The 24,662-nt window shown below is 52.9% G+C and carries 22 protein-coding genes; 6 read left to right on the plus strand and 16 right to left on the minus strand.

Translation table 11 applies throughout. From position 1 onward, the window contains the following. Positions 1-6 precede the first annotated feature (6 nt). Positions 7-306 (minus strand): metalloregulator ArsR/SmtB family transcription factor, encoded by a 300-nt coding sequence (locus tag HV352_RS05210; RefSeq protein WP_016154139.1) that lies wholly within the window; start codon positions 304-306, stop codon positions 7-9. Positions 307-490: 184 nt separating this feature from the next. Here HV352_RS05210 and HV352_RS05215 point away from each other — a divergent pair, with 184 nt between their 5' ends. Continuing rightward, complete coding sequence (locus HV352_RS05215; RefSeq protein ID WP_003037242.1) at positions 491-649, plus strand: YqaE/Pmp3 family membrane protein; 159 nt, start codon at positions 491-493, stop codon at positions 647-649. A gap of 96 nt (positions 650-745) precedes the next feature. Next, a complete protein-coding gene (gene lysM, locus HV352_RS05220; RefSeq protein ID WP_181635249.1) occupies positions 746-1,195 on the plus strand; it encodes a peptidoglycan-binding protein LysM in 450 nt (149 codons plus the stop codon). A 12-nt stretch (positions 1,196-1,207) separates the two neighbouring features. On the opposite strand, the gene csiR is transcribed toward lysM, so the two are convergent. The 9 genes from csiR to HV352_RS05265 form a co-directional block, all read right to left on the minus strand. Next, a complete protein-coding gene (gene csiR, locus HV352_RS05225; RefSeq protein ID WP_047358821.1) occupies positions 1,208-1,894 on the minus strand; it encodes a DNA-binding transcriptional regulator CsiR in 687 nt (228 codons plus the stop codon). A 45-nt stretch (positions 1,895-1,939) separates the two neighbouring features. Next, the gene (gabP, locus tag HV352_RS05230) at positions 1,940-3,340 is read right to left on the minus strand and encodes a GABA permease (RefSeq protein WP_016154136.1); all 1,401 of its coding nucleotides are present in this window, start codon (positions 3,338-3,340) and stop codon (positions 1,940-1,942) included. A gap of 153 nt (positions 3,341-3,493) precedes the next feature. Continuing rightward, positions 3,494-4,777, minus strand: coding sequence for a 4-aminobutyrate--2-oxoglutarate transaminase (gene gabT, locus HV352_RS05235; RefSeq protein WP_047358822.1), 1,284 nt, complete (start codon positions 4,775-4,777; stop codon positions 3,494-3,496). 25 nt (positions 4,778-4,802) lie between these two features. After that, a complete protein-coding gene (gene gabD / locus HV352_RS05240; protein WP_016154134.1) occupies positions 4,803-6,251 on the minus strand; it encodes an NADP-dependent succinate-semialdehyde dehydrogenase in 1,449 nt (482 codons plus the stop codon). Positions 6,252-6,274: 23 nt separating this feature from the next. After that, on the minus strand, positions 6,275-7,543 hold the full coding sequence (lhgO, locus tag HV352_RS05245; protein ID WP_181635250.1) for an L-2-hydroxyglutarate oxidase: 1,269 nt from the start codon (positions 7,541-7,543) through the stop codon (positions 6,275-6,277). A 19-nt stretch (positions 7,544-7,562) separates the two neighbouring features. Next, positions 7,563-8,540, minus strand: a complete 978-nt coding sequence (glaH, locus tag HV352_RS05250; RefSeq protein ID WP_181635251.1) for a glutarate dioxygenase GlaH — start codon at positions 8,538-8,540, stop codon at positions 7,563-7,565. A gap of 240 nt (positions 8,541-8,780) precedes the next feature. Further along, positions 8,781-9,494 carry an MgtC/SapB family protein gene (locus HV352_RS05255; protein ID WP_016157288.1) on the minus strand — a complete coding sequence of 238 codons (714 nt, stop codon included), beginning with the start codon at positions 9,492-9,494 and terminating at the stop codon, positions 8,781-8,783. Between the two features lie 31 nt (positions 9,495-9,525). Further along, positions 9,526-10,761, minus strand: a complete 1,236-nt coding sequence (locus HV352_RS05260; RefSeq protein ID WP_016157287.1) for an MFS transporter — start codon at positions 10,759-10,761, stop codon at positions 9,526-9,528. An 11-nt stretch (positions 10,762-10,772) separates the two neighbouring features. Further along, positions 10,773-11,597 carry an MBL fold metallo-hydrolase gene (locus tag HV352_RS05265; RefSeq protein WP_181635252.1) on the minus strand — a complete coding sequence of 275 codons (825 nt, stop codon included), beginning with the start codon at positions 11,595-11,597 and terminating at the stop codon, positions 10,773-10,775. A gap of 336 nt (positions 11,598-11,933) precedes the next feature. On the opposite strand from HV352_RS05265, the gene HV352_RS05270 reads away from it, so the two are divergent. Beyond that, positions 11,934-14,108, plus strand: a complete 2,175-nt coding sequence (locus HV352_RS05270) for an extracellular solute-binding protein (protein WP_049270958.1) — start codon at positions 11,934-11,936, stop codon at positions 14,106-14,108. A 56-nt stretch (positions 14,109-14,164) separates the two neighbouring features. Here the strand turns inward: HV352_RS05270 and HV352_RS05275 are convergent, their stop codons facing one another. Then, a complete protein-coding gene (locus tag HV352_RS05275) occupies positions 14,165-14,767 on the minus strand; it encodes a short chain dehydrogenase (protein WP_047414795.1) in 603 nt (200 codons plus the stop codon). A 98-nt stretch (positions 14,768-14,865) separates the two neighbouring features. Here HV352_RS05275 and HV352_RS05280 point away from each other — a divergent pair, with 98 nt between their 5' ends. Then, on the plus strand, positions 14,866-15,756 hold the full coding sequence (locus HV352_RS05280; protein WP_046274856.1) for a LysR family transcriptional regulator: 891 nt from the start codon (positions 14,866-14,868) through the stop codon (positions 15,754-15,756). Between the two features lie 43 nt (positions 15,757-15,799). Here the strand turns inward: HV352_RS05280 and HV352_RS05285 are convergent, their stop codons facing one another. The 3 genes from HV352_RS05285 to HV352_RS05295 are packed head-to-tail and all read right to left on the minus strand — an operon-like array spanning position 15,800 to position 18,751. Beyond that, positions 15,800-17,314, minus strand: coding sequence for a tripartite tricarboxylate transporter permease (locus tag HV352_RS05285; RefSeq protein WP_016154129.1), 1,515 nt, complete (start codon positions 17,312-17,314; stop codon positions 15,800-15,802). Between the two features lie 10 nt (positions 17,315-17,324). Next, the gene (locus tag HV352_RS05290; protein WP_016154128.1) at positions 17,325-17,759 is read right to left on the minus strand and encodes a tripartite tricarboxylate transporter TctB family protein; all 435 of its coding nucleotides are present in this window, start codon (positions 17,757-17,759) and stop codon (positions 17,325-17,327) included. 14 nt (positions 17,760-17,773) lie between these two features. After that, a complete protein-coding gene (locus tag HV352_RS05295; protein WP_080859118.1) occupies positions 17,774-18,751 on the minus strand; it encodes a tripartite tricarboxylate transporter substrate binding protein in 978 nt (325 codons plus the stop codon). Positions 18,752-18,904: 153 nt separating this feature from the next. On the opposite strand from HV352_RS05295, the gene tctD reads away from it, so the two are divergent. After that, positions 18,905-19,579 carry a transcriptional regulator TctD gene (gene tctD, locus HV352_RS05300; RefSeq protein ID WP_016157281.1) on the plus strand — a complete coding sequence of 225 codons (675 nt, stop codon included), beginning with the start codon at positions 18,905-18,907 and terminating at the stop codon, positions 19,577-19,579. Continuing rightward, positions 19,566-21,017 carry a sensor histidine kinase gene (locus tag HV352_RS05305; protein ID WP_181635253.1) on the plus strand — a complete coding sequence of 484 codons (1,452 nt, stop codon included), beginning with the start codon at positions 19,566-19,568 and terminating at the stop codon, positions 21,015-21,017. Before tctD ends, HV352_RS05305 begins: the two co-directional genes overlap by 14 nt. Here HV352_RS05305 and HV352_RS05310 read toward each other — a convergent pair. Together HV352_RS05310 and HV352_RS05315 are read right to left on the minus strand one after the other, a co-directional pair. After that, a complete protein-coding gene (locus HV352_RS05310; protein ID WP_019077517.1) occupies positions 21,010-22,092 on the minus strand; it encodes a fimbrial protein in 1,083 nt (360 codons plus the stop codon). The genes HV352_RS05305 and HV352_RS05310 overlap by 8 nt on opposite strands. Positions 22,093-22,102: 10 nt before the next feature. Next, a complete protein-coding gene (locus tag HV352_RS05315) occupies positions 22,103-24,655 on the minus strand; it encodes a fimbria/pilus outer membrane usher protein (protein WP_101700149.1) in 2,553 nt (850 codons plus the stop codon). Between the last annotated feature and the right edge of the window lie 7 nt (positions 24,656-24,662).

Raw genomic sequence — 24,662 nt, forward strand, 5'->3', positions numbered from 1 at the left:
GGCTCCTTATGGGCAATACAGTGTTTTTAATGTGGCGATCAGTGAATTCACGGCCGCATTTTTGATGGAGTACAGGATACGCTGGGCATCGCGTTGGCTGTCTATCAGGCCCTCTTCACGCATACGCGCCAGATGCTGCGAAGTGGCGGAAGGACTCAGGCCGGTAACACGGGCTAATTCGCCCGCGCTGGTACCGGGTGAGCCGCAGAGCATGCACAAAATCAGCAACCTTTTCGGGTTACTCATCGCTTTTAGCAGGGCGGCAGCCTGCTCAGCGCTGGCCTGGAGTTGTTCAAGTTCAGTCATAAGTATTTAAGCATGTCCTAAATTAAGCTTATTCTAAAATAAATGGTCAACGTACGCCAGCGTAAAGAGCGTAAAGGAGGGTAAAACAGCAGGGGAAGGCTGGCAGAGTTAGGTACACTGACTATGCTTAGAGATAAAATCTCTTTTTAAACAATGAGTAACTTTTTGCTTGTATGGAGTGTGTATGGGTTTCTGGAGAATCGTTTTTACTATTATTCTGCCCCCGCTTGGCGTGCTGCTGGGGAAGGGGTTCGGCTGGGCATTTATCCTCAATATTGTTCTGACGCTGCTGGGCTACATCCCGGGTCTGATCCACGCCTTCTGGATACAAACGCGTAACTAATTACTTTTCTACTACGGCGCTCTGGCGCCGTTTTCTTTGCGCTTCTTTCTCCTCTGCTACACTTCCTGGTGTTGATTGTTAACTACCGAGGTGGATATGGGACTCTTTAATTTTGTAAAAGATGCGGGTGAAAAACTGTGGGATGCGGTTACTGGCAACCATGACACTGCCTATCTGGCAAAAAAGGTACAGGAACACCTGAACAAAACGGGCATCCCGGATGCGGATAAAGTGAACGTCCAAATTAACGAAGGTAAAGCCACCGTTTCTGGCGATGGATTAAGTCAGGAAGCGAAAGAAAAAATCCTGATTGCGATTGGTAATATCTCTGGTATTGCCAGCGTCGACGATCAGGTAAAAACTTCTGCGCCGGCGAGTGAAAGCCAGTTTTATACCGTAAAATCAGGAGATACCCTGAGCGCTATTGCCAAACAGGTATACGGTAACGCCAACCTGTATAACCAGATATTTGAAGCGAATAAACCGATGCTGAAAAGCCCGGATAAAATTTATCCAGGGCAGGTTTTGCGTATTCCAGAACAATAAGAAAGTTCAGGCTTATTGCGTCAGCAATTTGCCGGACATCGCTTGTTGAATAATCGGAATGGGCGTCAGCAGGTGCTGGCGCATTAATTCGCTGGCACGTGCAGCATCGCGTGCCAGAATTGCTTCGGTCAGCGTTTGGTGCTGATCGTGTTTATCTTCCAACATCTCCACCGACAGCACCGTCTTTCGCAGCCAGATAAACCGGTAGCGCGCCGCCAAATCGAATAGCCGTTCGCGCATTTGCAGCAGATACTGTGAACCGCAGCCAGCGACAATTGCCGAGTGAAAAGCCTGATGGCGCTGATCCCACTCGTCGAGCATCTGTTCACTGGCGTCAACGGCTTCAAGCTTGCCGAGCATATGCGCCCGCGCCAGGATTTCAGCTTCCCAGGCGTCGCCGCCGCGTTCAATGGCCAGCGCGACCAGCATGGCTTCCATATTTGCGCGGGCATCGAAAATATCGAGCAACTCCTGTTCGGACATTGGGGCGACACGATACCCTTTCTGATTGACCACCGTGACCAGCCGCTCGGCAACCAACTGCGAAAGCGCTTCGCGTAGCGGTCCCACGCCAAGCTCATAGCGTGAGGTCAGCAGGCTCATACGCAGTTTTTCATCAGGCTGATACACACCGCGGATGATGTCGTTTTTCAGCCAGCGGTATCCATCAATGGCCGTCGGTTGGGGAATGGCGGTCATGGTCTTACTCCTGAACGGTTTTCCCGGCCTGCGCCGGGAAAAGGTTTAATGCGTATTTTGCAACGGTGCTTTTTGCCACGATAGCAGTTTTTTCCAGCGTGACATAATAGGCACGGTGCAAATAATTCCTATGGCTAACAACCCGGTAGAGATAACTTCCAGCTGTTGAGCCGGGCGAAAGAGCATCACCACCAGCACAAAGATAATAAAGGCGATTACCAGCCAGGTAAGCCACGGATAGAGCCACATTTTCAGTTTAATTTCACCGCCTCGCGCCAGCAGGATTTTGCGCATCCGCAGTTGGGAAATTGCAATCACCAGATAAACCAGCAGGGCGATGGCGCCGGAGCTGTCGATCAGGAATTTGAACACCTTGGCCGGGGCGTAATAGTTGACCACCACGGTGAGGAACGCGGCCCCCGTAGACAGCAACACCGCCACATAAGGCGTTTTACTCCGGTTCGTTTTACCCATAAAGGCGGGAGCATCGCCACGACGGCTCAGGGAGTAAAGCATACGCGAGGACGTATACAGCGCGGAGTTCAGACAACTGGTTACCGACAGCAATATGACACAGTCCATGATCAGCTTCGCGTGTGGGATATGCAGTAACTCCAGCACCGAGCGATAAGAGCCCACCTCTTTCAGTCCCGGCATGTTCCACGGAATCAGCGCGACGACCACGAAAATAGAGCACAGATAGAAGATGGAGATACGCCAGATAACCGAGTTGGTGGCGCGGACGATGTGCTTATCCGGGGTGTCGGACTCGGCGGCGGCGATGGTAACAATCTCTGCGCCCATAAAGGAGAACATGGTGATTAGCATCGCGCTGATCACCGCGCCAAAACCGTTGGGCATGAAGCCGCCCTGATCCCACAGGCGCGAAACTCCGCTGACCTCGGCATAGGGGTAGAAACCGCTAATCGCCACCGCGCCGAGAGTGATAAACGCCAGAATGGCAATCACTTTGCACAGCGCCAGCCAGAACTCGAACTCACCGTAATTTTTGACGCTCAGCAAATTACTGCCGGTTAATGCCAACGTGATAACCAGAGAAAACAGCCAGATAGGAATGCCTGGAACCCAGGAGTGCAGAATGATGGCGGCGATATTCGCTTCCAGCGGGATAACCAACACCCAGAACCACCAGTACAGCCAGCCGATGGTATAACCCGCCCACGGCCCGATGGCCTTATCGGCGTAGGTGGAAAAGGAACCGGTATCTGGGGTGGCAACGGCCATTTCGGCCAGCATGCGCATAATCATCACCACCAGCAATCCGGCGAACAGATAGGCCAGTAATACTGCGGGACCGGCTTCTGCAATCGCCACGCTTGAACCCACAAACAAACTTGCGCCGATAACCCCGGCAATAGACAGCATGGTGACGTGGCGTGATTTCAGCCCGCCCCCTAAATCATGTGATTGTGACACTTGCCCCATCTTTTAAACCTCTCGAAAGTATTTCACTTGGGAGAGCACCCCGGCATTCCCGCGCCGGGGCACGCGTATTTATTGTTATTGACCCTGTCTGCCGGATGGCGGCTCCGCCTTATCCGGCCTGAGGATTGCGTTTTTTATTGGTCGAATGCGGTGTTAACCCTGCTTCGCTTCGGCAAAACACTGAGCGATAATGTCCAGCCCCTGGCGGATTTGGGCATCTTCAATGGTCAGTGGGACAAGAATGCGCAGTACGTTGTAGTAAGGTCCGCAGGAGAGCAGGATCAGCCCTTTATCGCGCGCACGCGCGACGATTTCCGCGGTCAGTTTGGCGTCTGGTTTCGTGTGATCGCCGTCTTCAAACAGTTCGATTGCGATCATCGCTCCCAGCCCGCGTACATCGCCAATCTCGCGGTGGCTTTCCGCGATAGCCAGCAGGCCTTCGCGCAGGGTTTGCCCCAGCTCGTTGGCTTTTTGCAGCAGATTTTCCTGTTCGAAAATATTCAGTACCGCCAGGGCGGCGGCACAGGCAATCGGGTTACCGGCATAGGTACCGCCCAGACCGCCCGGTGGGATTGCGTCCATGACTTCGGCGCGCCCGGTCACTCCCGCCAGCGGGAAGCCACCGGCGATAGATTTGGCGAAGGTGGTGAGATCGGGCGCAACGCCCATCTGCTCCATAGCGAACAGCGTACCGGTACGGCCCGCGCCGCTCTGTACTTCATCGGCAATCAGCATGATGCCGTGCTCGTCACAAATGGCGCGCAGACGTTGCATAAAAGCAGGAGAGGCGGCGTAAAAACCACCTTCGCCCTGGACGGGCTCAATCACGATGGCGGCAACGTCTTCCGGAGCGGCATCATTTTTGAAGATACGGTGAATGCTGGCGATAGCATCGTCTTCACTGATGCCGTGCAGCGGGCAAGGATAAAGCGCACGGTACACGTGGCCCGGCATCAGTCCCATTCCTGCAGAGTACGGGTTTACTTTCCCGGTCAGCGACAGGGTGTAGTGGGTTCGACCGTGGTAAGCGCCGCTGAAGGCGATAGTGCCGGTTCGTTTGGTGGCGGCGCGGGCGATTTTCACCGCGTTTTCCACCGCTTCCGAGCCGGTTGTCACCAGCAGGGTTTTTTTGGCGAAATCGCCCGGCACTTTCTTATTCATGATTTCGCACAGCTCCAGGTACGGCTCATAGGCCAGCACCTGAAAACAGGTATGGGAAAGCTTTTTCAACTGTGCTTCTACCGCAGAGACGATCTGCGGGTGCAGGTGGCCGGTGTTCAGCACCGCAATACCGCCAGCAAAATCGAGGAATTCACGGCCTTCAACGTCCCAGACTCGACAGTTTTCTGCACGCTCGGCAAAAATAGGGTGGATTTGTCCTACGCCACGGGGAACGGCGTTGCTGCGGCGTTGCATAAGTTCTTTGTTGGTGCTCATCAGGTGTTCTCCAGTATTTATTTTATTAAAGGCCGATGCACATATATTTGATTTCTAAGTAGTCTTCGATGCCGTATTTCGATCCTTCACGGCCAAGACCGGAGGCTTTAATTCCCCCAAACGGGGCGACTTCGTTGGAGATAATGCCGGTGTTAATCCCGACAATGCCGTATTCCAGCGCTTCGCCAACGCGAAAGACGCGGCTCAAATCACGGGCGTAGAAATAGGCGGCCAGACCAAACTCGGTGTCATTGGCCTGAGCGATGACGTCAGCCTCGTCCTTAAACCGGAACAGCGGAGCCAGCGGGCCGAACGTCTCTTCTTTGGCGACCTTCGCGTTGTCAGGCACATCCACCAAAATGGTGGGCTGGAAGAAGTTGCCGCCGAGTGCGTGAGGTTTGCCACCCGCGATAATGCGCGCGCCTTTATCCAGAGCATCGGCGATGTGTTCCTGCACTTTGGCTACCGCTTTCTCGTCGATCAGCGGCCCGGTGGTGACGTCAGGTTGCAGACCATCACCGAGGTGCAGTTTGCTCACTGCCTGCTGGAGTTTTTCGGCAAAACGGTCATACACGCCGTCCTGCACGTACAGGCGGTTGGCGCAGACACAGGTTTGGCCTGCGTTACGGAACTTCGATGCCAGTGCGCCTTCCACGGCTTTATCAAGATCGGCATCGTCAAAGACGATAAACGGCGCATTGCCGCCCAGCTCCAGCGACACTTTTTTGATGTCTTTGGCGCACTGCTGCATTAACTGACGGCCAATTTCGGTTGAGCCGGTAAATGACAGCTTGCGCACCAGCGGGTTGCCGGTCAGCTCGTTGCCGACCGCGCTCGCTGAACCGGTCACCACGCTGAAAACGCCTGCCGGGATCCCGGCGCGATTGGCAAGCTCTGCCAGCGCCAGTGCGGAGTAGGGGGTCTGGCTGGCCGGTTTAAGCACCATTGTGCAACCAGCCGCCAGCGCCGGACCGGCTTTGCGGGTAATCATCGCCGCGGGGAAGTTCCACGGCGTAATCGCGGCGGTAACGCCGATCGGCTGTTTGATGACGATTAGGCGTTTGTCGGCCTGGTGGCCGGGGATCGTATCGCCATAGATACGTTTGCCCTCTTCGGCAAACCACTCAATAAAGGAAGCGGCATAGGTGATTTCACCTTTGGCTTCTGCCAGCGGTTTACCCTGTTCCAGGGTCATCAGACGGGCGAGATCGTCCTGATGCTCAATCATCAGGTTGAACCAGCGGCGCAGGATGTTGGCCCGCTCTTTGGCGGTCAGCGCACGCCAGGCGGGCAGAGCGCGGTTAGCGGCGTTAATCGCTTCGCGGGTTTCATCCGCCCCCATTTTCGGTACGCTACCTAATTGCTGACCGTTGGCGGGGTTGGTCACCGCGATGGTCTCGCCGCTGTTGGCGTCACGCCAGTTGCCGTCGATCAGTGCCTGCTGGCGAAATAAGGTTGGATCGTTAAGTTGCATAATTGCGTCCTGTCTAAATCGTTTTAACGGGTGAATGCGGCGTGTAATGTTTCCACGCTACGTGCCGCACGTAGCGTGCGTCCGGGATTACTCTGGTTCTCCAGCAGCGCATGAACTTTGCTGACAATATGCGCGCCGATAGGGATCGCCGACGTTGCTGCTGGAGAAGGCGCGTTACAGGTGTGAATTGAGCGTGGCGTGGTGACAAACAGGAAATCGTCGATTAGTTTGCCGTCCGGTGATACAGCCTGTGCCCGCACGCCAGCAGGCCAGGGCTGCAGATCCTTGAGCGTCAGACTCGGGCAGTACTTTTGTACCAGTCGCAGATAACCGCTTTTGCACAGCGAATTCTTCATTTCGCCAAGTCCTGAGCGCAGGTTGTTTTGCAGCACGCGACGAATGCCGGAAGAGCTGAGGATCTCCAGCGTATCGCTGAACGAGAAGTCGCGTTTACGGTAGCCTTCACGTTTAAATGCCAGTACCGCGTTGGGGCCCACGGTGACGCTGCCGTCAATCATCCGGGTCAGATGAACGCCGAGAAACGGCATCGCCGGGTCGGGGATGGGGTAGATCAGATGGTTGACTATCTGGTTATGTTCTGACGCCAGACGGAAATATTCGCCACGGAACGGACAGATGATAAAGCCGGGTTCAACGCCGAGCATTTTCACTAGTCGGTCCGCCATCAGGCCAGAGCAGCTAATCAGCGTCGCTCCCTCAAATTCCTGACCCTGACGGGTATGTACGACAACGCCCGCAGCGTGCTCTTTTAGCGCGCTGACCTCAGCGTTGTAGATAATCTCACCGCCTTTGGCCTGAAATATCTTCGCCATCGCGGCGGTGACTTCGCGGTAGCTGACGATCCCGCTCGACGGAACAAAAATACCGCCCAGCCCGGTGATGTTGGGTTCACGTTCGCGAAGCTCCTGCGCATTCAGCCATTCGCGCTCAAGGCCGTTAGCGGCGGTGCGATCCCACAGCGCGCGCATGCGCTCCATTTCCAGTTCGGAGGTGGCAACCAGCATTTTTCCGCAGACGTCGTAGCGGATGCCGTTTTGGTCGCAAAAGGCTTTTGTGGCGCGATTTCCGGCCAGGCAAAACTGCGCCTTCAGGCTGCCGGGGGTGTAATAGACCCCGGCATGAATTACGCCGCTGTTGTGGCCCGTCTGGTGACAGGCCGGGCCGGACTCTTTTTCCAGCAGCGCGATTCTGGCGTCCGGATAGACATCAATCAGCTGCATGGCGGTCGACATGCCGATAATGCCGCCGCCAATAATCACAAAATCATACATCCGCTTTATTCCTTCGCGCTTACTGATGGGTCTGGTAGTGGTTTGTCGCGTAAGCGAAATAACCACGCTGGCGCATCAGTTCGCGGCGCAGGTCAGGATGCGAGGTAAAGCGATCGCGACCGTGCAACCAGAACAGGTTGTTGATTAACAGGAATTTACCGACTGAAACCGGAACGGAAATAATGGCCTTGCTGGTTTCCAACGCATCGGACAAATCGCTCAGCCAGACGCCTTCTTCATAATCTTTTGGCTGGACGAACTGGTCGATGTAGCGCATCACCGGGCGGCCCTGCTGGTCAACGTCAAACACCGGATGGAACACTTCCTGGCTGACGTTTTTGCTTGGCGGTGCGGCAAAGCGCATGGCGCGACGCGCCAGCGGGTGGGTAAAGTACTGATCCAGATGTTCCCAGTCGTCGAGGTGCAGCAGCAGCGAGTTACCGCCGGTCATGTTCTGCTCGTCAATCTTCATCATCAGCACATAGTCGGTGATTTCTTCGAGGTAGGTTCCGTCGTTATGCAGTTCCATTACACGGTGCGGCTGGCGCAGATAGCTGTCTGAGTTATCAACGTTTTTCACCACAAAACGGGCATAGTATTGACCGCTCATCGCATCAAAATTGGAGCGCCCGATAAGATGCGCTACCGCCGTCGCCAGCTTGACCATCTCTTCAGCCTGTGCCACATCATCTACGCCAACGGCGTTGATCAGCAGTGCGCCTTCGGCACGATCGAGCAACGTTTTCAGCAGCAAAGGCTGCAACTGATTGCCGCACAGGTCGTCGAGGATCTTGCCCACTTTGAAGCGCAGGAAGGATTTGTATTCCAGTGCCTGCACCGGCCACTGCGCTACGGCTTTCAGAAATTGCTCAGTGGTCTCAGCGGAAAAAGTCAGCTCCAGCAGGCGTGGGGACTGGGCTGATGGTTTCAACGTGAAACCGCTGTAGTGCTGGGCTGGATCATCAACGTTCGGTTTTACGGCAGTCAGTGCGTTCATCAAATCGTTCCTCTCAGTAGATTGTCAGGGAGATATGGCGCAGCTCGTTTCGTAGCCATAAATTAAAAATATCTACATTTTTGAAAAACGCGCACAGAATTGGCTTGTTTGTTTATTATTTGTGATCAAAAACAACAATTATTTAACATTATAAAAAGTAAGTATTTAGAGGCTGGATGGATACTGAGTGGCTATTTCAGGGGCGAACCCCCCTGATTTTAAAGAAGAATATAAGGTGTATTAATGTTCAAGTGCGATGGCGCAGACGTGTTCAACATGAGTCAGATCGTGGTATAAGTCGGGCAAGGTCATCTTTTTACGTATTACGATTTTGAGATTAACCTCAATTTTGCCCTTCTTGATATCCCTGATCGTGATGTTTTCAATAATGTTTTTCTGTTGATGAATGCGGGTTATCAGATTTTCGAGAGCGTCGCGTTGATCAAGAATAACCCGCACTTTTACTTTTCCGGGAAACTGGTTTCTGGTCTGTAAGAAAATAATGAATGGGCTTAGTTTGATGGCGAGTAAAAATAAAGCCGTGGCAAAAAAAGCATGAAAATAAAAACCGGCTCCACAGGTGATTCCCACCCCTGCAGATGCCCAGACAATTGCTGCAGTAGTAAGACCAGAGATAGCATCGTCATGTCGGTGCAGAATGACTCCCGCACCGAGAAAACCAACGCCGCTGATAATCTGGGCCGCCAGGCGCATAGGATCGCTACGGATATTCATCGAAATTTCAGCATAGTATTCAGCAGATTGTATTGATACGACAGTTAACACGCAGCTGGCTACGGATAAAATAACGCAGGTTTTGAAGCCGACCGGTTTCCCTTTCGATTCCCTTTCCAGGCCAATAATGCCACCCAGAATAAATGCAATGCTGATTTTGATGATCGTAGTTAAAGGCAACAATCCTTGCTCATTGATGATGGCGGCCAGATTATTCATGCAATTACCTTAATGAGAGAGTCTTTAACGATCAGGAGTTTGCTTTTTTCAATGTGAGGTCCGTTTTGCGTTTGGAAATATCGTCCCGGAAGAAAATCAGGAAGAATACGCTGACCACTGCGGCAACGCCTGCTGAAACTAGCCAGAATGTTTCCCATTGTGGTAACGACTCTGGACCTTGTTCCGTCACGGTGTTATTAAAGATTTGCCCGCATACGGTAGAAGCAAATAGCAGACCAACGCCGTTGGAGACGATAAATCGTAAGCTTTGGGCTTGTGCTTTGATCTCTGGCGCGGCTTTACGGTCAACATAAATGTCGCCCACGGTAAAGAAAAAGTCCCAGCAGAATCCTTGTAACATCAGGCCGATCAGCACAAACATCATGTTGGCATCCAGCGAAGCATTAGCAAATAATAGTGTGCGGATAATCCAGCAAACGGCGCCTAACATTAGAGTTATTTTGAAGCCAGCTTTCAGTAAGAAGAATGACAGCAGGAACATGAAAATGACTTCACAGGCGATGCCAACCTGCATCATTGAAGCGGCGTTATCGAATCCAAGCGCTTTTAAAAAGACCGGGATATAGGCGGAATAAGCCGTTTTGGGGATCATCAGGACAAAAATACTGAGCATCAAAACTGAGAAACTACGGTCTTTGAAGAGCGCCAGAGCGTCCAGACATAACAGATCGCGAAGCGTAAACACGCTTCCTTTTGCTTTCGGTGGGGTGTTTGGCAACGTAAAACAGTACAGGCCGAGAACGACACCTGAGGCCGACGCAATATACCAGGTGATGGTATTTCCAGAATAACCCATTTCACCAATGATAAAGCCGATGACCATAAAGCCAAATGTGCCGAATACACGAATAAATGGGAAGTATTTTACCCCGTTAATGTGGCTGAAACTGATACTGTTAGCCAGCGCAGTTGTAGGATAAAACAGCAGACCAACCAGGAAAATCATGGTCAACGTCATACCTGTGTTGTGTGCCTCAATAAATTGTGGAACAAACAACAGTACACCAGCATTAATTAAATGCAGGATCGCCATGACTTTTTGTGACGAAAAGAAGCGGTCGGCGACCATGCCAATAAATAGCGGGGAAAGAATAGTCGCCAGGCCAAGCAAGGCATAGGATGAGCCAATAATTGTCGCCATACCATAGGTGCTCAATACCAGCCCCATGGTCATATTCCAGGCACCCTGCATGAAATATTGTATGAACATCATAATCAACAGGCGTGGTGTTTTATTAAGGTCCATATTGCATATCCTTATTGATTGATGCTCAGGTTAAGCCCGTCCCAGGCGACAAGAATGTTTTCTTTGTCGCATGCCGCAATGAGATCGTCGTGCAGCAGACCTCCGCTGTGTGAAATATGCGAGACGATAAGTTGGCTATTTTTCTCAAGGCAACCCAGTTCCGCAAGCCTGTCTCTGGTGGCGAAGACTGTTTCCAGACTCATGTGGTTATTAGTACGATTATCACCATTAAAACCGTAGGTGCATTCCAGGACAGCCAGATCGATTTTTTTCCCTTTCAACCACTGCCATGTGAGCTCAGGAAACCAGCCTGAATCATGTCCGTAGAAAATGGACTGACCTTCCTTTTCGATAAACCAGGTATAACAAAGCTCCCACTTGGCATGGTTAGCCAGTAGTGGAGTGATGCGGTATCCGCGAGTTTCAACGGTCACGAAGGGAACCAGACAATGAAAAGCAAATCTTTCAGCGCTGTAGCCCGGTAACACTTGGGCGGCACCGTTAATTGCACGGTCATTACCAAAAATGTGCAACGGATGAGTAATCTCAAATCCGTACCCTTCCATCCGGCTAAAAAGATCGCCGACGTTGAAATGATCGGGATGAGTATGTGTGAACAATAGCGATCTGATCTCTGTTGCGTCCAGGCCATCTCGCAGCAGTTGCTGACTGAATTCAGGCGCGACGTCAATGAGCAGTTCATCGTCGATAATGGCTGAAGAGTGTGTGCGTAAGTCTTTGCCTTTACGAATGCGGGCTTGCTGGCAGTGCTCACAACGGCAAAAAGGATTGGGGATCCCTTCAGATGCAGCGGTTCCCAGAAAATGAATCTTCATGTTTCCCTCTTAATGACAAATGTGATTGTTGTTTTTTTAAGCGTTAATGTAATAAAACATAATTGGAACGTGTCAATTATGGTTCCGGCGTTTTATATGAACAATGATCTTTTGCTTTAGAAGTGATCTTCTTCAAATATTATAAAATTTATATATGTATTTCATTGTGTTAAGAATTTAATGTCATGAGTTTTGTCTATGAATAGCGTCAGGCTTTTATTTTGACATGCTTATAAAATGCACTTTTTATTTTTGTAACGTTCAAATTCATGTGCTGGAGATAGTTTCCTGATGAGTGCCGTGCTAGCATCAAAGCATCAGGGGAAGGATGTAAAAATGCCAACTATCAAAGACATAGCAAGAATTGCCGGTGTGTCGCATGGGACTGTTTCGAATGTGCTCAATGGCAGAGGGAATGTAAGCGTCGAGAAAATTGAAGCGGTTCAACGTGCAGCCCGAGAAGTTGGCTATCAGTTGAATGCGCAGGCGCAATCGTTGAGAGCCAGCAAAAGTCAGGGAGTGGCATTGATTCTGCCCGACATCAATGCCGAGCAGTATTTTCAACTCTATCGGGGATTGCATCAGGTCTGGCAGCCTTCATTAAGCGAACCGATTGACCTTTACCTGACCAATGATCTGCCCAATCTTGAGCTGGAGATCCTGCAAACGCTGGCGGCAAAGTCTTACCAGGCCATTGTCTCAGTCAGTTGCCTGAATGACAGTCAGCCCTATTACGACTTGCTCAGACTCTCTCCGGAGAATGTTCTGTTTGCCTATCGCCAGCCTGTCGGCGCAGTTTGTTATTTTAGCCTTGATTATGTGACTGCAGGCGAAGAAATAGCGAGAAGGGCGCTGGCACAGCAGCCGGGCCATATTGGCGTTTTCTGTGAACGTCTGGAATTTTCCCACAGCGCGCGCTTCACTCAAGCGATACAGGAAACCTGCCGGGAATTAAGTCCGCTTACAAAGCTGACGATTTTACCTGCACATGCCAGTGAAGCTAACACCGTCGCTTTTGACTTTTTTCGTGGGGCAATTCCCGATCTGTTTATTGTCCAGGACTCTGAGAGAACGCGAGCACTAACGCAAGCAGCCTGGTTTGGTAGCTCCCAGTCCTGCCCGCCGATATTGCAACTGAGTGATAATCTTCCTGCATCTTTCGACGGGATCACAAGCTACCAGATGGATTATGGTCGTTTGGGGACAACTATTGCCTCCAGTATTCGCCAGCCCAAAAGTAAAGAAAAGCATCGTATTCTGACGAATTGCGGTTTTTCCTGGAATGGTCAGTACGTGCCGCCGCCTGAGAAAGAGGCGACGCTGAATATGTTAATTTTACCGAGTCCTTCGACTGATGCGTTGAAGAAACTATTACCCCACTTTTATCGCCAGACCGGTATTAAGGTAAATCTTGCGGTTTATCCCTATGATGAAGTTTTTGAAATTCTCTCCCATCTTCATCTACATCCTTATTACGATTTACTGCGAATCGATATGGCGTGTTTTCCCTGGTTTGCAGAGAAAGCACTATTACCGCTGGAGTCCGTCTCTTCTGAGCTTCCGTTACTGCTGGAACACTTCTCTGAGCAAATTCAACAGCACTTCAGCATAGTAAATGGGACGGCATGGGCAATACCTTTTGATGCCAGTATGCAGCTTCTGTTTTATCGACGAGATCTGTTTGAAGATGCGACGATTAAACGGATGTTTTATGAAGCAACGGGAAAAGAGTTAACGCTTCCAGAGAGCTTTGCGCAATTTGATGAGATAGCGGCTTTCTTTAGTCAATTACATCAGCCAGAAAATAAACAGCGCCCGATGGGAACGGCGGTGACGCTAGGAAGCTCAGGGCTTATCGCTACTGAGTATCTGCTGCGCTACTACGCGCTCGGTGGGCGTTTGGTGCGTGAAGGCGAGCCGGTACAACTCGAGCCTTCACTTGCCACTGCTGCACTCGAACAATATCTACAACAACTTTCTATCGCCGTGAACCTGCCCGGAGAGTGGTGGAGTGACGCGGTAAAACAGTTTGAGCGTGGAAATCTTGCCATGCTGATCATGTATCTCAATTTGTTTAACGATGTGGCGCACACCGCCATAGCTCCCACAATTGGCTATGCGCCCGTTCCGGGGCAACTTCCACAATTGGGTGGCGGCTCCATCGGAATGTCCCGCTACAGTAAAAAGAAAAAACAGGTTGAGCAGTTCTTTCATTGGCTCTATTCCGATGAAATTGCCCGGCATCTGGTTCTGCTGGGAGGGAATAGCGCCTGGTCTGGAATATGTCACGACCAAAACGTTCTCAATCTCTACCCGTGGTTTAATTTATTGAATGAAAAAGGTATGACGGGAATAAGGGAGTCTGAGGGAAGTAAAGGTGAACCTTTCAACCTGCGCCAGGCAGAGATTATTATCGGGCAAGGTGTGACGAATGCGATTAACGGCATTATGGATGTCACCCAGGCCGTGGAATATATCAATGCGCGAATAAGAAACGAAACGGGTGCCTGAAAATAGGCAGCGCCTCGCCTCTTACTGATGACGTAAGAGGCGAGGTAATGCTTTGATCAGTAACCGACTTTATAAATGCGTCCGGTTTGGATGCCTTCCACGCTGCGGCGATAGGCATTGGCAACGGTAGCGGCGGGGACGCTTTCAAAGCCTGGGAAGAAACCATCGTATGCTTCGGCGGATTCACTGAGTACGGTTGGGCTTATCAGGTTAATGCGCTGACCACGACCTAGCTCACAGGCAGCAGCGCGCACAAATCCTTCCAGTCCGGCATTGATCGTTGCCGCATTCGCCCCTTGTGCGATGGGTTCATGGGCGATAATGCCGCTAATTAGCGTAATCGAGCCGCCATCATTGAGGAAATGTTGCCCGGTTAATGCCAGACGTATCTGGCCTAACAGCTTATCCTGTAATCCCTGATTAAAGTCCTCGTCGGTCATTGTCGACAGCGGGCCAAAGAACAGGTTGCCGGTGGCGGAAACGATCGCATCTACCCGACCGACTTTTTCAAACAATGCCTCGACACTCTCCTGCGAGGTGATATCGACCTGGTAATCTCCCTGCGTGCGACCTACGCGGATCACCTCATGTTTACGGCTTAACGTTTCTGTGACTGCGCGCCCCACTGTACCGCTGGCACCAATAATTACGATTTTCATAACCACCTCCAGAATAGTGTGAGCCACTATTCTTTAATGAAAATGAAATCGGATAAACTGGCTATAAGTTAGATGATTACTAACCAGAGGTTTGTAATATGGATAAGCTGCGCGGCATGGAAACGTTTATCGCCGTGGTGGAGAGCGGAAGCTTTACCTCCGCGGCAACTAGACTCGAGATGTCTGCGGTGATGGTGGGAAAATATATCACCCAACTGGAAGCACAGCTTGGCACGCGTCTGCTGGAGCGCAATACTCGCCGCCAGAGCCTGACCGATGCCGGGCGTGTCTATTTTGAAGAAGCCCGCCGCGTGCTGGAGCAGGTGTCGATAGCCGAGCGTTCGGTAGAGCGTCTGCGGCTGGCCCCTGCGGGGACGCTGCGCATTAGCGCGCCTACTTCTTTTGGCGCTTGCGTTATCTCGCCGCTGGCCGCTGCGTTTTTACAGGCCTGGCCAGACGTGCGCATTGAGCTGGATCTGACCAACCGGATGGTTGATCTGGTGAATGAAGGCGTCGACCTGGCGATCCGTATTGGCGATATCCATCAGACTGATGTGGTGGCGAAATACCTGTGTCCTTACCGTATGGCGATCTGTGCATCAAAGGATTATCTTGCCCGTCATGGCACGCCCCTTACGCCAGCGGATCTGGTGGATCATCTGTGCCTGTCCCATACCGTGTGGACGGCTCGCAACGAATGGATACTGCCTGGCGTGACGGGCGAAGTCAGATGGAAGCGTGATGCGATCCTGCGCTGTAACGATGGTCATGGCCTGCGTATGGCGGCGGTAGCGGGGGCTGGACTGTTATTGCAACCGGAGGTGCTGCTGGCGCAAGAGTTGGCTACCGGGAAACTGATTCGGATACTGGAAAAGTTTACGCCGCAGCCGCGGCCGATTCATCTACTGTGGCGACAAGATTTGCGTCCGCTGCCTAAGCTGACGCGGTTTGTTGAGCACGTACTCAGTGCCGTTCAGGAATTAAGATGAAAATGCCGGATAAGGCGCGTCAGCGCCGCTATCCGGCATATTATTAGCTGATATCCACCTGCGGTTTGCTGTTACGTTTACGAATCAGGCGTAGCACTGGCGGGACCACGATAACCAGTACCGCCATCACCAGCAGCACTTTCGCCACGCCGCTGGCCCACAGAATATCCATATTACCGTTACTGATAGACAGCGCCCGACGGAGGTTCTGCTCCAGCATTTCCCCCAGAACGAAGCCTAAAATCAACGGCGACATCGGGAAGTGCATTTTGCGCAATATGTAGCCCAGCACGCCGAGGGCAACCATCAGCACCAGATCGAAAGTGGTGCTGTGGACGGCATACACGCCCACCGCGGAGACTGCCGCGATAGCGGGTACCAAAAACCACAAGGGGATGGTTAGCATACGGGTAAACAGGCCGATCAACGGGATGTTCATCACCAGCAGCATCACGTTAGCAATCAGCAGCGCCGCAATCAGCCCCCAAACGATATCCGGCTGTTCGGTGAACATGGCCGGACCCGGGGTGATATTGTACAGCGTCAGCGCGCCCATCATCACCGCCGTGGTGCCGGAACCCGGTACGCCGAGCGTCAGCATCGGGATAAAGGAGCCACAGGCCGAGGCGTTGTTGGCGGCTTCGGGGGCCGCCACGCCGCGTATATCCCCTTTGCCGAAGCTGTCGCTATTGCCGCTGAGCTTTTTCTCGGTCATGTAGGTGATAGCGCTGGCAATGGTTGCGCCCGCGCCAGGCAGGACGCCGACGAAAAAGCCAATCACCGATGAACGCAGGGTTGCGCCAACGCACTGCGCACCTTCTTTGGCGTTAAATAACATGCGGCCCGTTTTACGCACCAGCGTCTGGCCACTGCTGGTATGTTCCAGCATTAACAGTATTTCAGAGACTGAGAACAGCCCAATCACTACCACGATAAACTGCACACCGTCGGAGAGATGAACGCTGTCAAAGGTAAAGCGATAAACCCCGGTATTGGCGTCTACGCCGACGGTCGCAAGGCCGAGACCGATAAGCGCTGCCAGAAATGATTTCAGCGGGTTTTGCGCCATCATGCTGCCAAGGCAGGCAATGGCGAAAACCATTAAGGCAAAGTATTCCGCCGGACCGAAGGCCAGCGACCATTGGGCTAACGCCGGGGCAAACAGAATGATGCCGCCGATAGCGATAAGCGAACCAATGAAAGAGCTGACCGCCGAGATAGAGAGCGCAACGCCGCCGCGGCCTTGCTGCGCCATCGGGTAGCCATCCAGCGCGGTCATAATCGCCGCCGCATCGCCGGGAACATTCAGCAAGATGGAGGAGATACGTCCGCCGTATTCGCAACCTATGTAGACCGTAGCCAGCAGGATCAGCGCAGATTCTGCAGGCAGATGCAAAGCGAAGGCCAGAGGCAGCAGGATCGCCACGCCGTTAATGGGTCCAAGACCAGGCAACAGCCCGACAATGGTACCGACAAAACAGCCAATCAGGGCGATGACCAGGTTTTCCGGCGTCATGGCCACCGCGAAACCCTGAGAAAGATAAATCCAGGTATCCATCGTTTCTCCGTTAACCCAGCCAGGCGCCGAGTGGTAAGGTGACGTCAAGCAGTCGGTCAAAGGCATACCACAGCAGAATGCCGAGTACCGCGCCGGAAATCCCCGCAGCCGGAATGGTTGCGCCGAACAGCATGCCAATTACCACGGTGAGAATGGCGGTGGAGATGGGAAAACCGAGCCATTCGAAACCCCAGGCGTACATCAACAGAACAATCACCATCGTCAGCAGCTTTTGCAGCACGTGACGGCGGGGCCAACTGATGGTGTCGGGATGGCGCAACAGCAGCGCCACGGCGCATACCAGCATCAGGCTGATAATGCCAAGCGGAAAGGGACGCGGCCCAACCGGCTCATAGCTGTATTCGCTGGTGATTTGCCAGGCCACGAACAGCCCGGCTATACAGAGCAACAGCCAGATACCTGCAAAAATACGATCGCTCATCATCTTTGCCTCTGCGCTTATTTCGCCAGACCGAAGGCTTTCGCCTGCTCACGGTAATCCGTGACCTGCTTTTTCACGTATTCGTCGAGCTGCTTACCGCTCATGTTGAATTCAAACAGGCCGCGCAGATCGCGCTGCTTTTTAAACTCATCGGTCTGCTGGAGTTTGTTAAAGGCATCAACCCACCACTGATACTCGGCGTCGCTGACTTTTGGTCCAACGTAGAAGCCACGAATGATGGGCCACACGAGGTCATAACCCTGCTCTTTGGCGGTTGGCACGTTAGCTAACTGGCCTGGCAGACGTTCATCAGAGAACACGGCGAGCACGCGGATTTTGTCGCCGCTAAGATAAGGCACCATCTCGCTGAGATCGCCGGAAACCACCTGGACGTGATTCCCCATCAGCGCGGTGACCGGTTCGCCGCCGCCCTCAAAGGCCACATAGCGCATCTTGTGTGGATCGACGTTGGCTTTTTGCGCCAGCAGCGCCGACTTCATCCAGTCCTGACTACCGATAGAGGCGCCTGCGCCAATGACCACGCTGTTAGGATCTTTCTCCATTGCCGTCAGCAGATCTTTCAGCGTTTTCCATGGTGAGTCCTGGCGTACGGCAATCATGCCGTAGTCAGTGCCGACGCTTGCCAGCCAGCGGACATCATCAACGCCGTAGCGACCAAACTTCCCTTGTGACAGGTTCAGCAGCGAGCCGCCGGAGAATGCCACTACGGTACCCGCTTCAGCCGGACGTTGCGCGACGATCGCGTTATAGGCCACGGCGCCAACGCCACCGGGCATGTAGGTAACGCGCATCGGTTTTTCGATAGCACCGGTTTCCATCATGCTCACTTGAATCAACTTACAGGTGAGATCGAAACCACCGCCAGGTTTAGCAGGGGCGATACATTCTGTGCGCGATGGCGCTTGTTCCGCCAGAACAGAGGTACTCATCAGTAAAATGCTTGCAGTAAGGGTACGAAGTAACTGTTTTTTCATTGTTTATCCTCACGCCGGAAAACCGGATTTTCGGGTACGGAAGAAGATTTTTGTGATTATGTGAGCCGATGTGTAGCAGTTCGGTTGCGTGATTGTTAAAACATTAACCTTTCAATTCCCTTTCAATGCGGCAGAAACTTTACAGGATGTGATATGCGTCTCTTATTAGCGGAAGATAACCGTGAGTTAGCTCACTGGCTGGAGAAAGCGCTGGTGCAAAACGGTTTTGCCGTCGACTGCGTTTTTGATGGCCTGGCGGCCGACCATCTTTTACATAGCGAAACGTACGCGCTGGCGGTGCTGGATATCAATATGCCGGGACTGGATGGTCTTGACGTCGTTCAGCGCCTGCGCAAACGCGGGCAGACGCTTCCTGTTCTGCTGCTGACGGCGCGCAGCGCGGTGGCCGATCGGGTGAAAGGATTGAACGTCGGGGCCGATGATTATCTGGCAAAACCGTTTGAAATCGAGGAGCTGGATGCGCGGCTGAGGGCTTTGCTACGCCGCAGTGCGGGGCAGGTGCAGGGCATACAGCAACTGGGCGAACTGGCGTTTCACGATGAGGGCTATTTTCTGTTGCAGGGGCAGCCGCTGGCGCTCACGCCGCGCGAACAGGCATTGCTGACGGTGCTGATGTACCGTCGATTGCGACCGGTTTCGCGTCAGCAGTTGTTTGAACAGGTCTTCAGTCTAAACGATGAGGTCAGCCCCGAAAGCATTGAATTGTACATCCATCGTCTGCGTAAAAAGCTACAGGGAAGCGATGTGCGCATCGCCACGCTACGCGGGCTGGGCTATGTGCTGGAGCGTAGCGATGAAGTGGGTTAAACCCCAATCGTTGTACCTGCAACTGCTGATGTTTCTGGGTTTGCCGCTCATGTTGTTGTGGGGGCTGTCGGCATTTAACAGCTATGTCAGCGCGCTACAGGCGGCGACGCAGGCGTATGACCGGACGCTGCTCTCGTCTGCCAGAACCGTCTCCGAGCGACTGGTTGTGCACAACAAACAGCTGGAAGTGAATGTGCCGTGGGTGGTGCTGGACAGCTTTGAGCTGAATATGAACGACAGGTTGTATTACAAGGTGGTCGATCCGGCGGGGAAGGTTATCTCAGGTTATGACGATTTACCTGCGATGCCGCCTGCGACATCGCGTACGCGGCTTTATCCGGCGCTGGCGTGGTTTTATCACACTGAATATCGCGGGGAGGCAATTCGCGTGGCGCGTCTGCTGCAGCCCGTCAACGAGGGCGGCATTATCGGCATGGCCGAGATTTATGTCGCCGAAACGCTGCAATCGCGACGTTACCTGGCGCGACAGCTGCTGTTTTCCTCGTGGGTTTCGCAAGGGCTGCTGGTGCTGCTCACGCTGGTGCTGGTCGGCTGGCTGCTGCGTCGGGTGTTACGCCCGATGCGCCAGCTGTCATCGCTGATGGTGCGTCGCGAGCCTGGGCTGCTGACGCCGCTGCCGGAGCTGCTGCCGTGGTCGGAAACCCGTCTGTTGATTGTGGCATTCAACCGTTATCTGGACCGACTTCGCGGCCTGATCTCTCGCCAGGAGCGCTTCAGCGCGGATGCTTCCCATCAGCTTAAAACGCCGCTGGCGGTGCTAAAAACTCAGGCGGCGGTGGCCCTCGCCAGCCAGCAGCCGCAGCAATGGTATGAGAGTCTGCAAGCCATGAGCTCCACGCTGGACAACACCATTCAACTGACGGAAAGGCTGTTACAGCTGTCGGCTGTGAAGCGCAAAGAGCAAGGAGAAAGGCACTTCTCGCCGGTTAATTTGTATGAGGTGGTGCAAAGCAGTTGTTTCACGCGACTGGCGCAGGCGCGCAGTAAAGGGATCGATCTGGGCTATGAAGGGGAACAGGATGCGGTGTGGATTGAGGGCGATGAAGTCCTGCTTGGCGAACTGTGCGGGAATCTGCTGGATAACGCACTGAAATACACGCCGCCGCATGGTGTGGTAACCGCCCGTCTGCTGCGAAAAGGAGAGGCGGTGGTGCTGGTGGTTGAAGATAGTGGGCCGGGTATCGATGAGCAGATGGTGCACCAGGCGCTGCTACCGTTTCATCGCCTTGATAACGTCGGTAATGTCCCTGGCGCCGGGATAGGCCTGGCGCTGGTCAACGACATTGCTCGTCTGCACCGCACGCACCCTCAGCTATCACGGAGTGAAACATTAGGCGGGTTAAGCGTACGACTGCGGTTTTTATGCCTGGTGCGAGACGCGCATGACGATCAGCATCGTCCTGCGCCTGTTATTTAAAGGTCACCGTCGCATTGACAGGGATACTAAATGTGCCGGGTTGGGGAGGATTTTTCAGCCAGAACAGGGTTGCCATGAACTCTTTGCGTCGGCTGTCGCTCTGGTTGGTAAACGCGCTGCTGGCAAAATCGATACGGTTGCCGCTGATAATGTCCCCGGAGCCGGGGTGTGCAGCATCCTGGAGCGTAACGCCGATATCTGGCGTACCCTGACCGGTAAAAACTGCGCCGCTGTTGCTCGTGGTGCCGGTAAACGTTACCGCGTAGTTGATGCCGCGACATTCATGCTTCCCGGCGGCTTCTGCGGCAATAACGGCAAACTGTTTACTGTGGCTGTTATCTTTTCCCACTTTTGCTTCGGTAATGCTGATCCTGCCAAACTCGACGGTATCCGTTCCTTTGTCAGAGCTGATAGAGACGATCGGTTCGCAGTTGATATAACTGATGTTATTCAGGCCATTAAGCGCGGGGCCAAAGTTTTTTGCCGGATTGCTGGTGGAGCAATGCGAACCGCAGGCGTTAATGCTGCCAATACCGTCGACGACAAAAACTTTGTTGATGGTGCGACCGGCCAGCGCAGGCAAAGGATCCGGGAGTTTTCCGGTAGCGACCAGACTGAGGTTAAAGGTGAAAGAAAATGTTTGTGGGCGCGCCTGGCAGTCACTGGTATGGCTGTGGTTATTACTCCTGCAGTAGTTGTCTGAACCTGCTCGGGGCAACGTTGCCTGATATTGGGTGGTGACGGCCTGGGCGCTTTGATCGTAGGGGCGACCATCAATGCTCACCACCAGTTTCATATTGGTTCCCTGCAGAAAATGCGCAAACTCATGATCAGGGTCGATGTAGATTCTGGCGGCTTCGCCGTGGGGCATATAGTCTGTGTCGCGGCAAGTGACGCTAACGGTTTGTGGATTGGACACCCAAACGGTGTCCCCAGCGGTGGTACTGTGGCTGATTTTAATGGGATCAACGTGTACGGAGACGCTGTTTGCTGTACAGGTAACCGCATAGCTTGCACTACTGAATATCGGCAAACAAAGCAGCACCACGAGTTTAACTATTTTTAACGGATTCATTGATTGCACCTTACGAGCCGACGCACTGGGCGGTAATTTGTGTATATCCGATTTTCTTCACCGGCTGGTTATGGTTATCCGGCATTTGAATAAAGCAGTGTTCATTTGCGTGGGAGCCCCAGCGCACTTCCAGGCGAGAATTGTCCTCCACGCCGCTGGCATACAGTGCGCCATGCATACCGACCAGACCGTGGCTACGACCTTTGGTATCTCGTACGTTCGCGCCGACCGGGGGGGCAATATTGCCGGGCATGACGGCATTGACCAGATAGTTGCGGCCGCTGAAGGTTTCAAACACCACTTTGCCGATGGCTTTCTCTGTTGGAACAATTTTTTTCTGTGCCTGCGGAATATCCAGCCCGGCACCAATATCAGCGGTATTCAGACTCACCACGTTGTAATGCCATGCGTCTGCGGCGGTAAGGACCGCATAGCCGTTACCGTCAATTGCCACGCCATTTTGTTGCTGGATATGGACACCGTCGGCATTTTTGGCCTCGACCAACACCATGGTATCGCCAGGAGAGTGCATGAGCGTCACGCCGCCTGCGTGCAGCATTGCCCCGCCGCTGATGCCCATATTCATATTCTGGTAGTTGCGTCCTGCGCTGTAGCCCCCCTGAACATTCATCTTGTCGCCTTGCCAGGCGGCGTTAACCCCGGCAGAGGAATCCTGTCGATCGGTGGTACTGCCCTGAACGCCCCAGCTCAGACGATCGTCAAATGCTGTATTGCTGTAGCTGGTGGAGTAGCTGTCGCCATTCTGCTGGCTATGCATGATGTTGGTGGAGACAAAGCCGCGGCTATCCATGAAATCGAATGGAATGGAAAGCGTCAGGTTGATACTGCGGTCCTGGTAGTCGTACTGGTTACGGGTATCCTGTACATAAACGCTCCAGTTGATTTTCCCCAGTGTATCGTTGTAACCCAGCTGTATCGTGCGGTCGTGACTCCCGTTGTGCCAGTAGTTTTGCTGGCTGGCGCTGACGTAAAGAGAGGCGTTATCCCACAAACGCTGGTTAACAGAGACCTCAAAACGTTGGCGGCGATTATTGTAGTTAGTGGTGTAGTAATGCTTTTTGTTGTGCTCCTCGCCAGGGAAACGCAGCTGTTGATTCGGGTCGTCATAGGCGATGTCGTAATAGCCCGAGGACCAGCTGTTATGCTCGTTAATGGTGTCGCTAAAGCTGTAATAACCGGAGGTATTGTAGCGGTAGCCTACCAGACGGAAATCCGTACCGTACTGGTTCAGCGATTTGGAGTATAAGAAACGGTAACTTTGTCCTGTGGACGTATCTCCACTGGCAAGCTGCGCTCTGGCGGTAGTGATATCGAAAGAGATCGCGCCGAACTGGTGCAGATCCTGCGCGATCCCGGTGGCAATCGCATTATAGCTTTCTGCGGTCAGGAAACCACCGTACAACGTGGAGCCAAAGCTGAGACCATAACTCAATGTGCCTTGAACAAAGCGGGGCCGCCAACCACCGCTGTAACCGTCGCGGTATTCCCCTGCCGTAAACTGAAAGCGGTTGTTACCTGCACGCAGCATGTTCGGTACCGCCGAATAAGGCACACTGAAATTACGCCGACTGCCATCGGCTTCAATAACGCTGACGTACAGGTCGCCGCTTTGGTTGCTGGGGTTGATATCATCAATGTCAAATGCGCCCGGCGCGACGTTTTTACTGTAAATCAGATAGCCATTTTGACGGATTTCGATTGTGGCATTGCTATTGGCGACGCCGCGAACGACTGGCGCAAAATCGCGTTGGCTATCAGGCAACATGTTTTCATCGCTGGTGAGCTGTGCCCCGGTAAACTGGATGCTGTCAAACACATCGTCGTCCGTATAGGTTTGCCCGAAGCGCAAGCGGCTACGCAGCGCAATAATATTACGTTCCACCCACGTGGAAACCGCCTGCCATTGACGGCCTGAACCGCTGGCATAGCTGAAAGTAGACTGGTTACGAAAATGCCATCCCGCCAGGTTTATACCGTTGGCAAAACTGGCAAAAACAGAGTCATGATCCTGGCCCTGTTCAATCAGGTGCGTCGTATTGGCGTTGTAGCCGACAAAAGCGGCATTAATCCCATCGTCATAGGCCGATTCAGGCACGGCGTCATGCGCAGTCGAAAGCAGAAAAGCTTCTGGTACTGAAATATCAATGCGCTGGTAGTTTGCATCTGCCGTCAGGCGACTGTTTGCGATCAGAGCCGTGAGCTCCACGCAGGTATCGGCGTTACCTTCAGGGATTTTAATCCCGTATTTGCGCAGATCGTCCGCGCTCAGGCAAGGTTGCGGCTTGCCTTGTGGTTGACGTCTTTTAAAGTCAACATTGCGCGTTTCGACGAAGCTATGGTCTAGATATATATCGTATTCAAACGTGCCTTCGCTAAGTCCGTCATTACGGGCTATTTGCACTACGGAGGTAATATTTTGCGTACCATGTACAAAACGGGTATTAAACTGCGGCGTGCTGCTGGCGTATGCAGGTATGCACACGGCCAGCGTTGACAGCGTAAAGAGGGTGTACCGTTGCGGGTGCTTATTTTTTTTCATCATGTGCAAC

Source organism: Citrobacter sp. RHBSTW-01044, from assembly GCF_013781945.1.
GTDB classification, from domain to species: domain Bacteria; phylum Pseudomonadota; class Gammaproteobacteria; order Enterobacterales; family Enterobacteriaceae; genus Citrobacter; species Citrobacter braakii.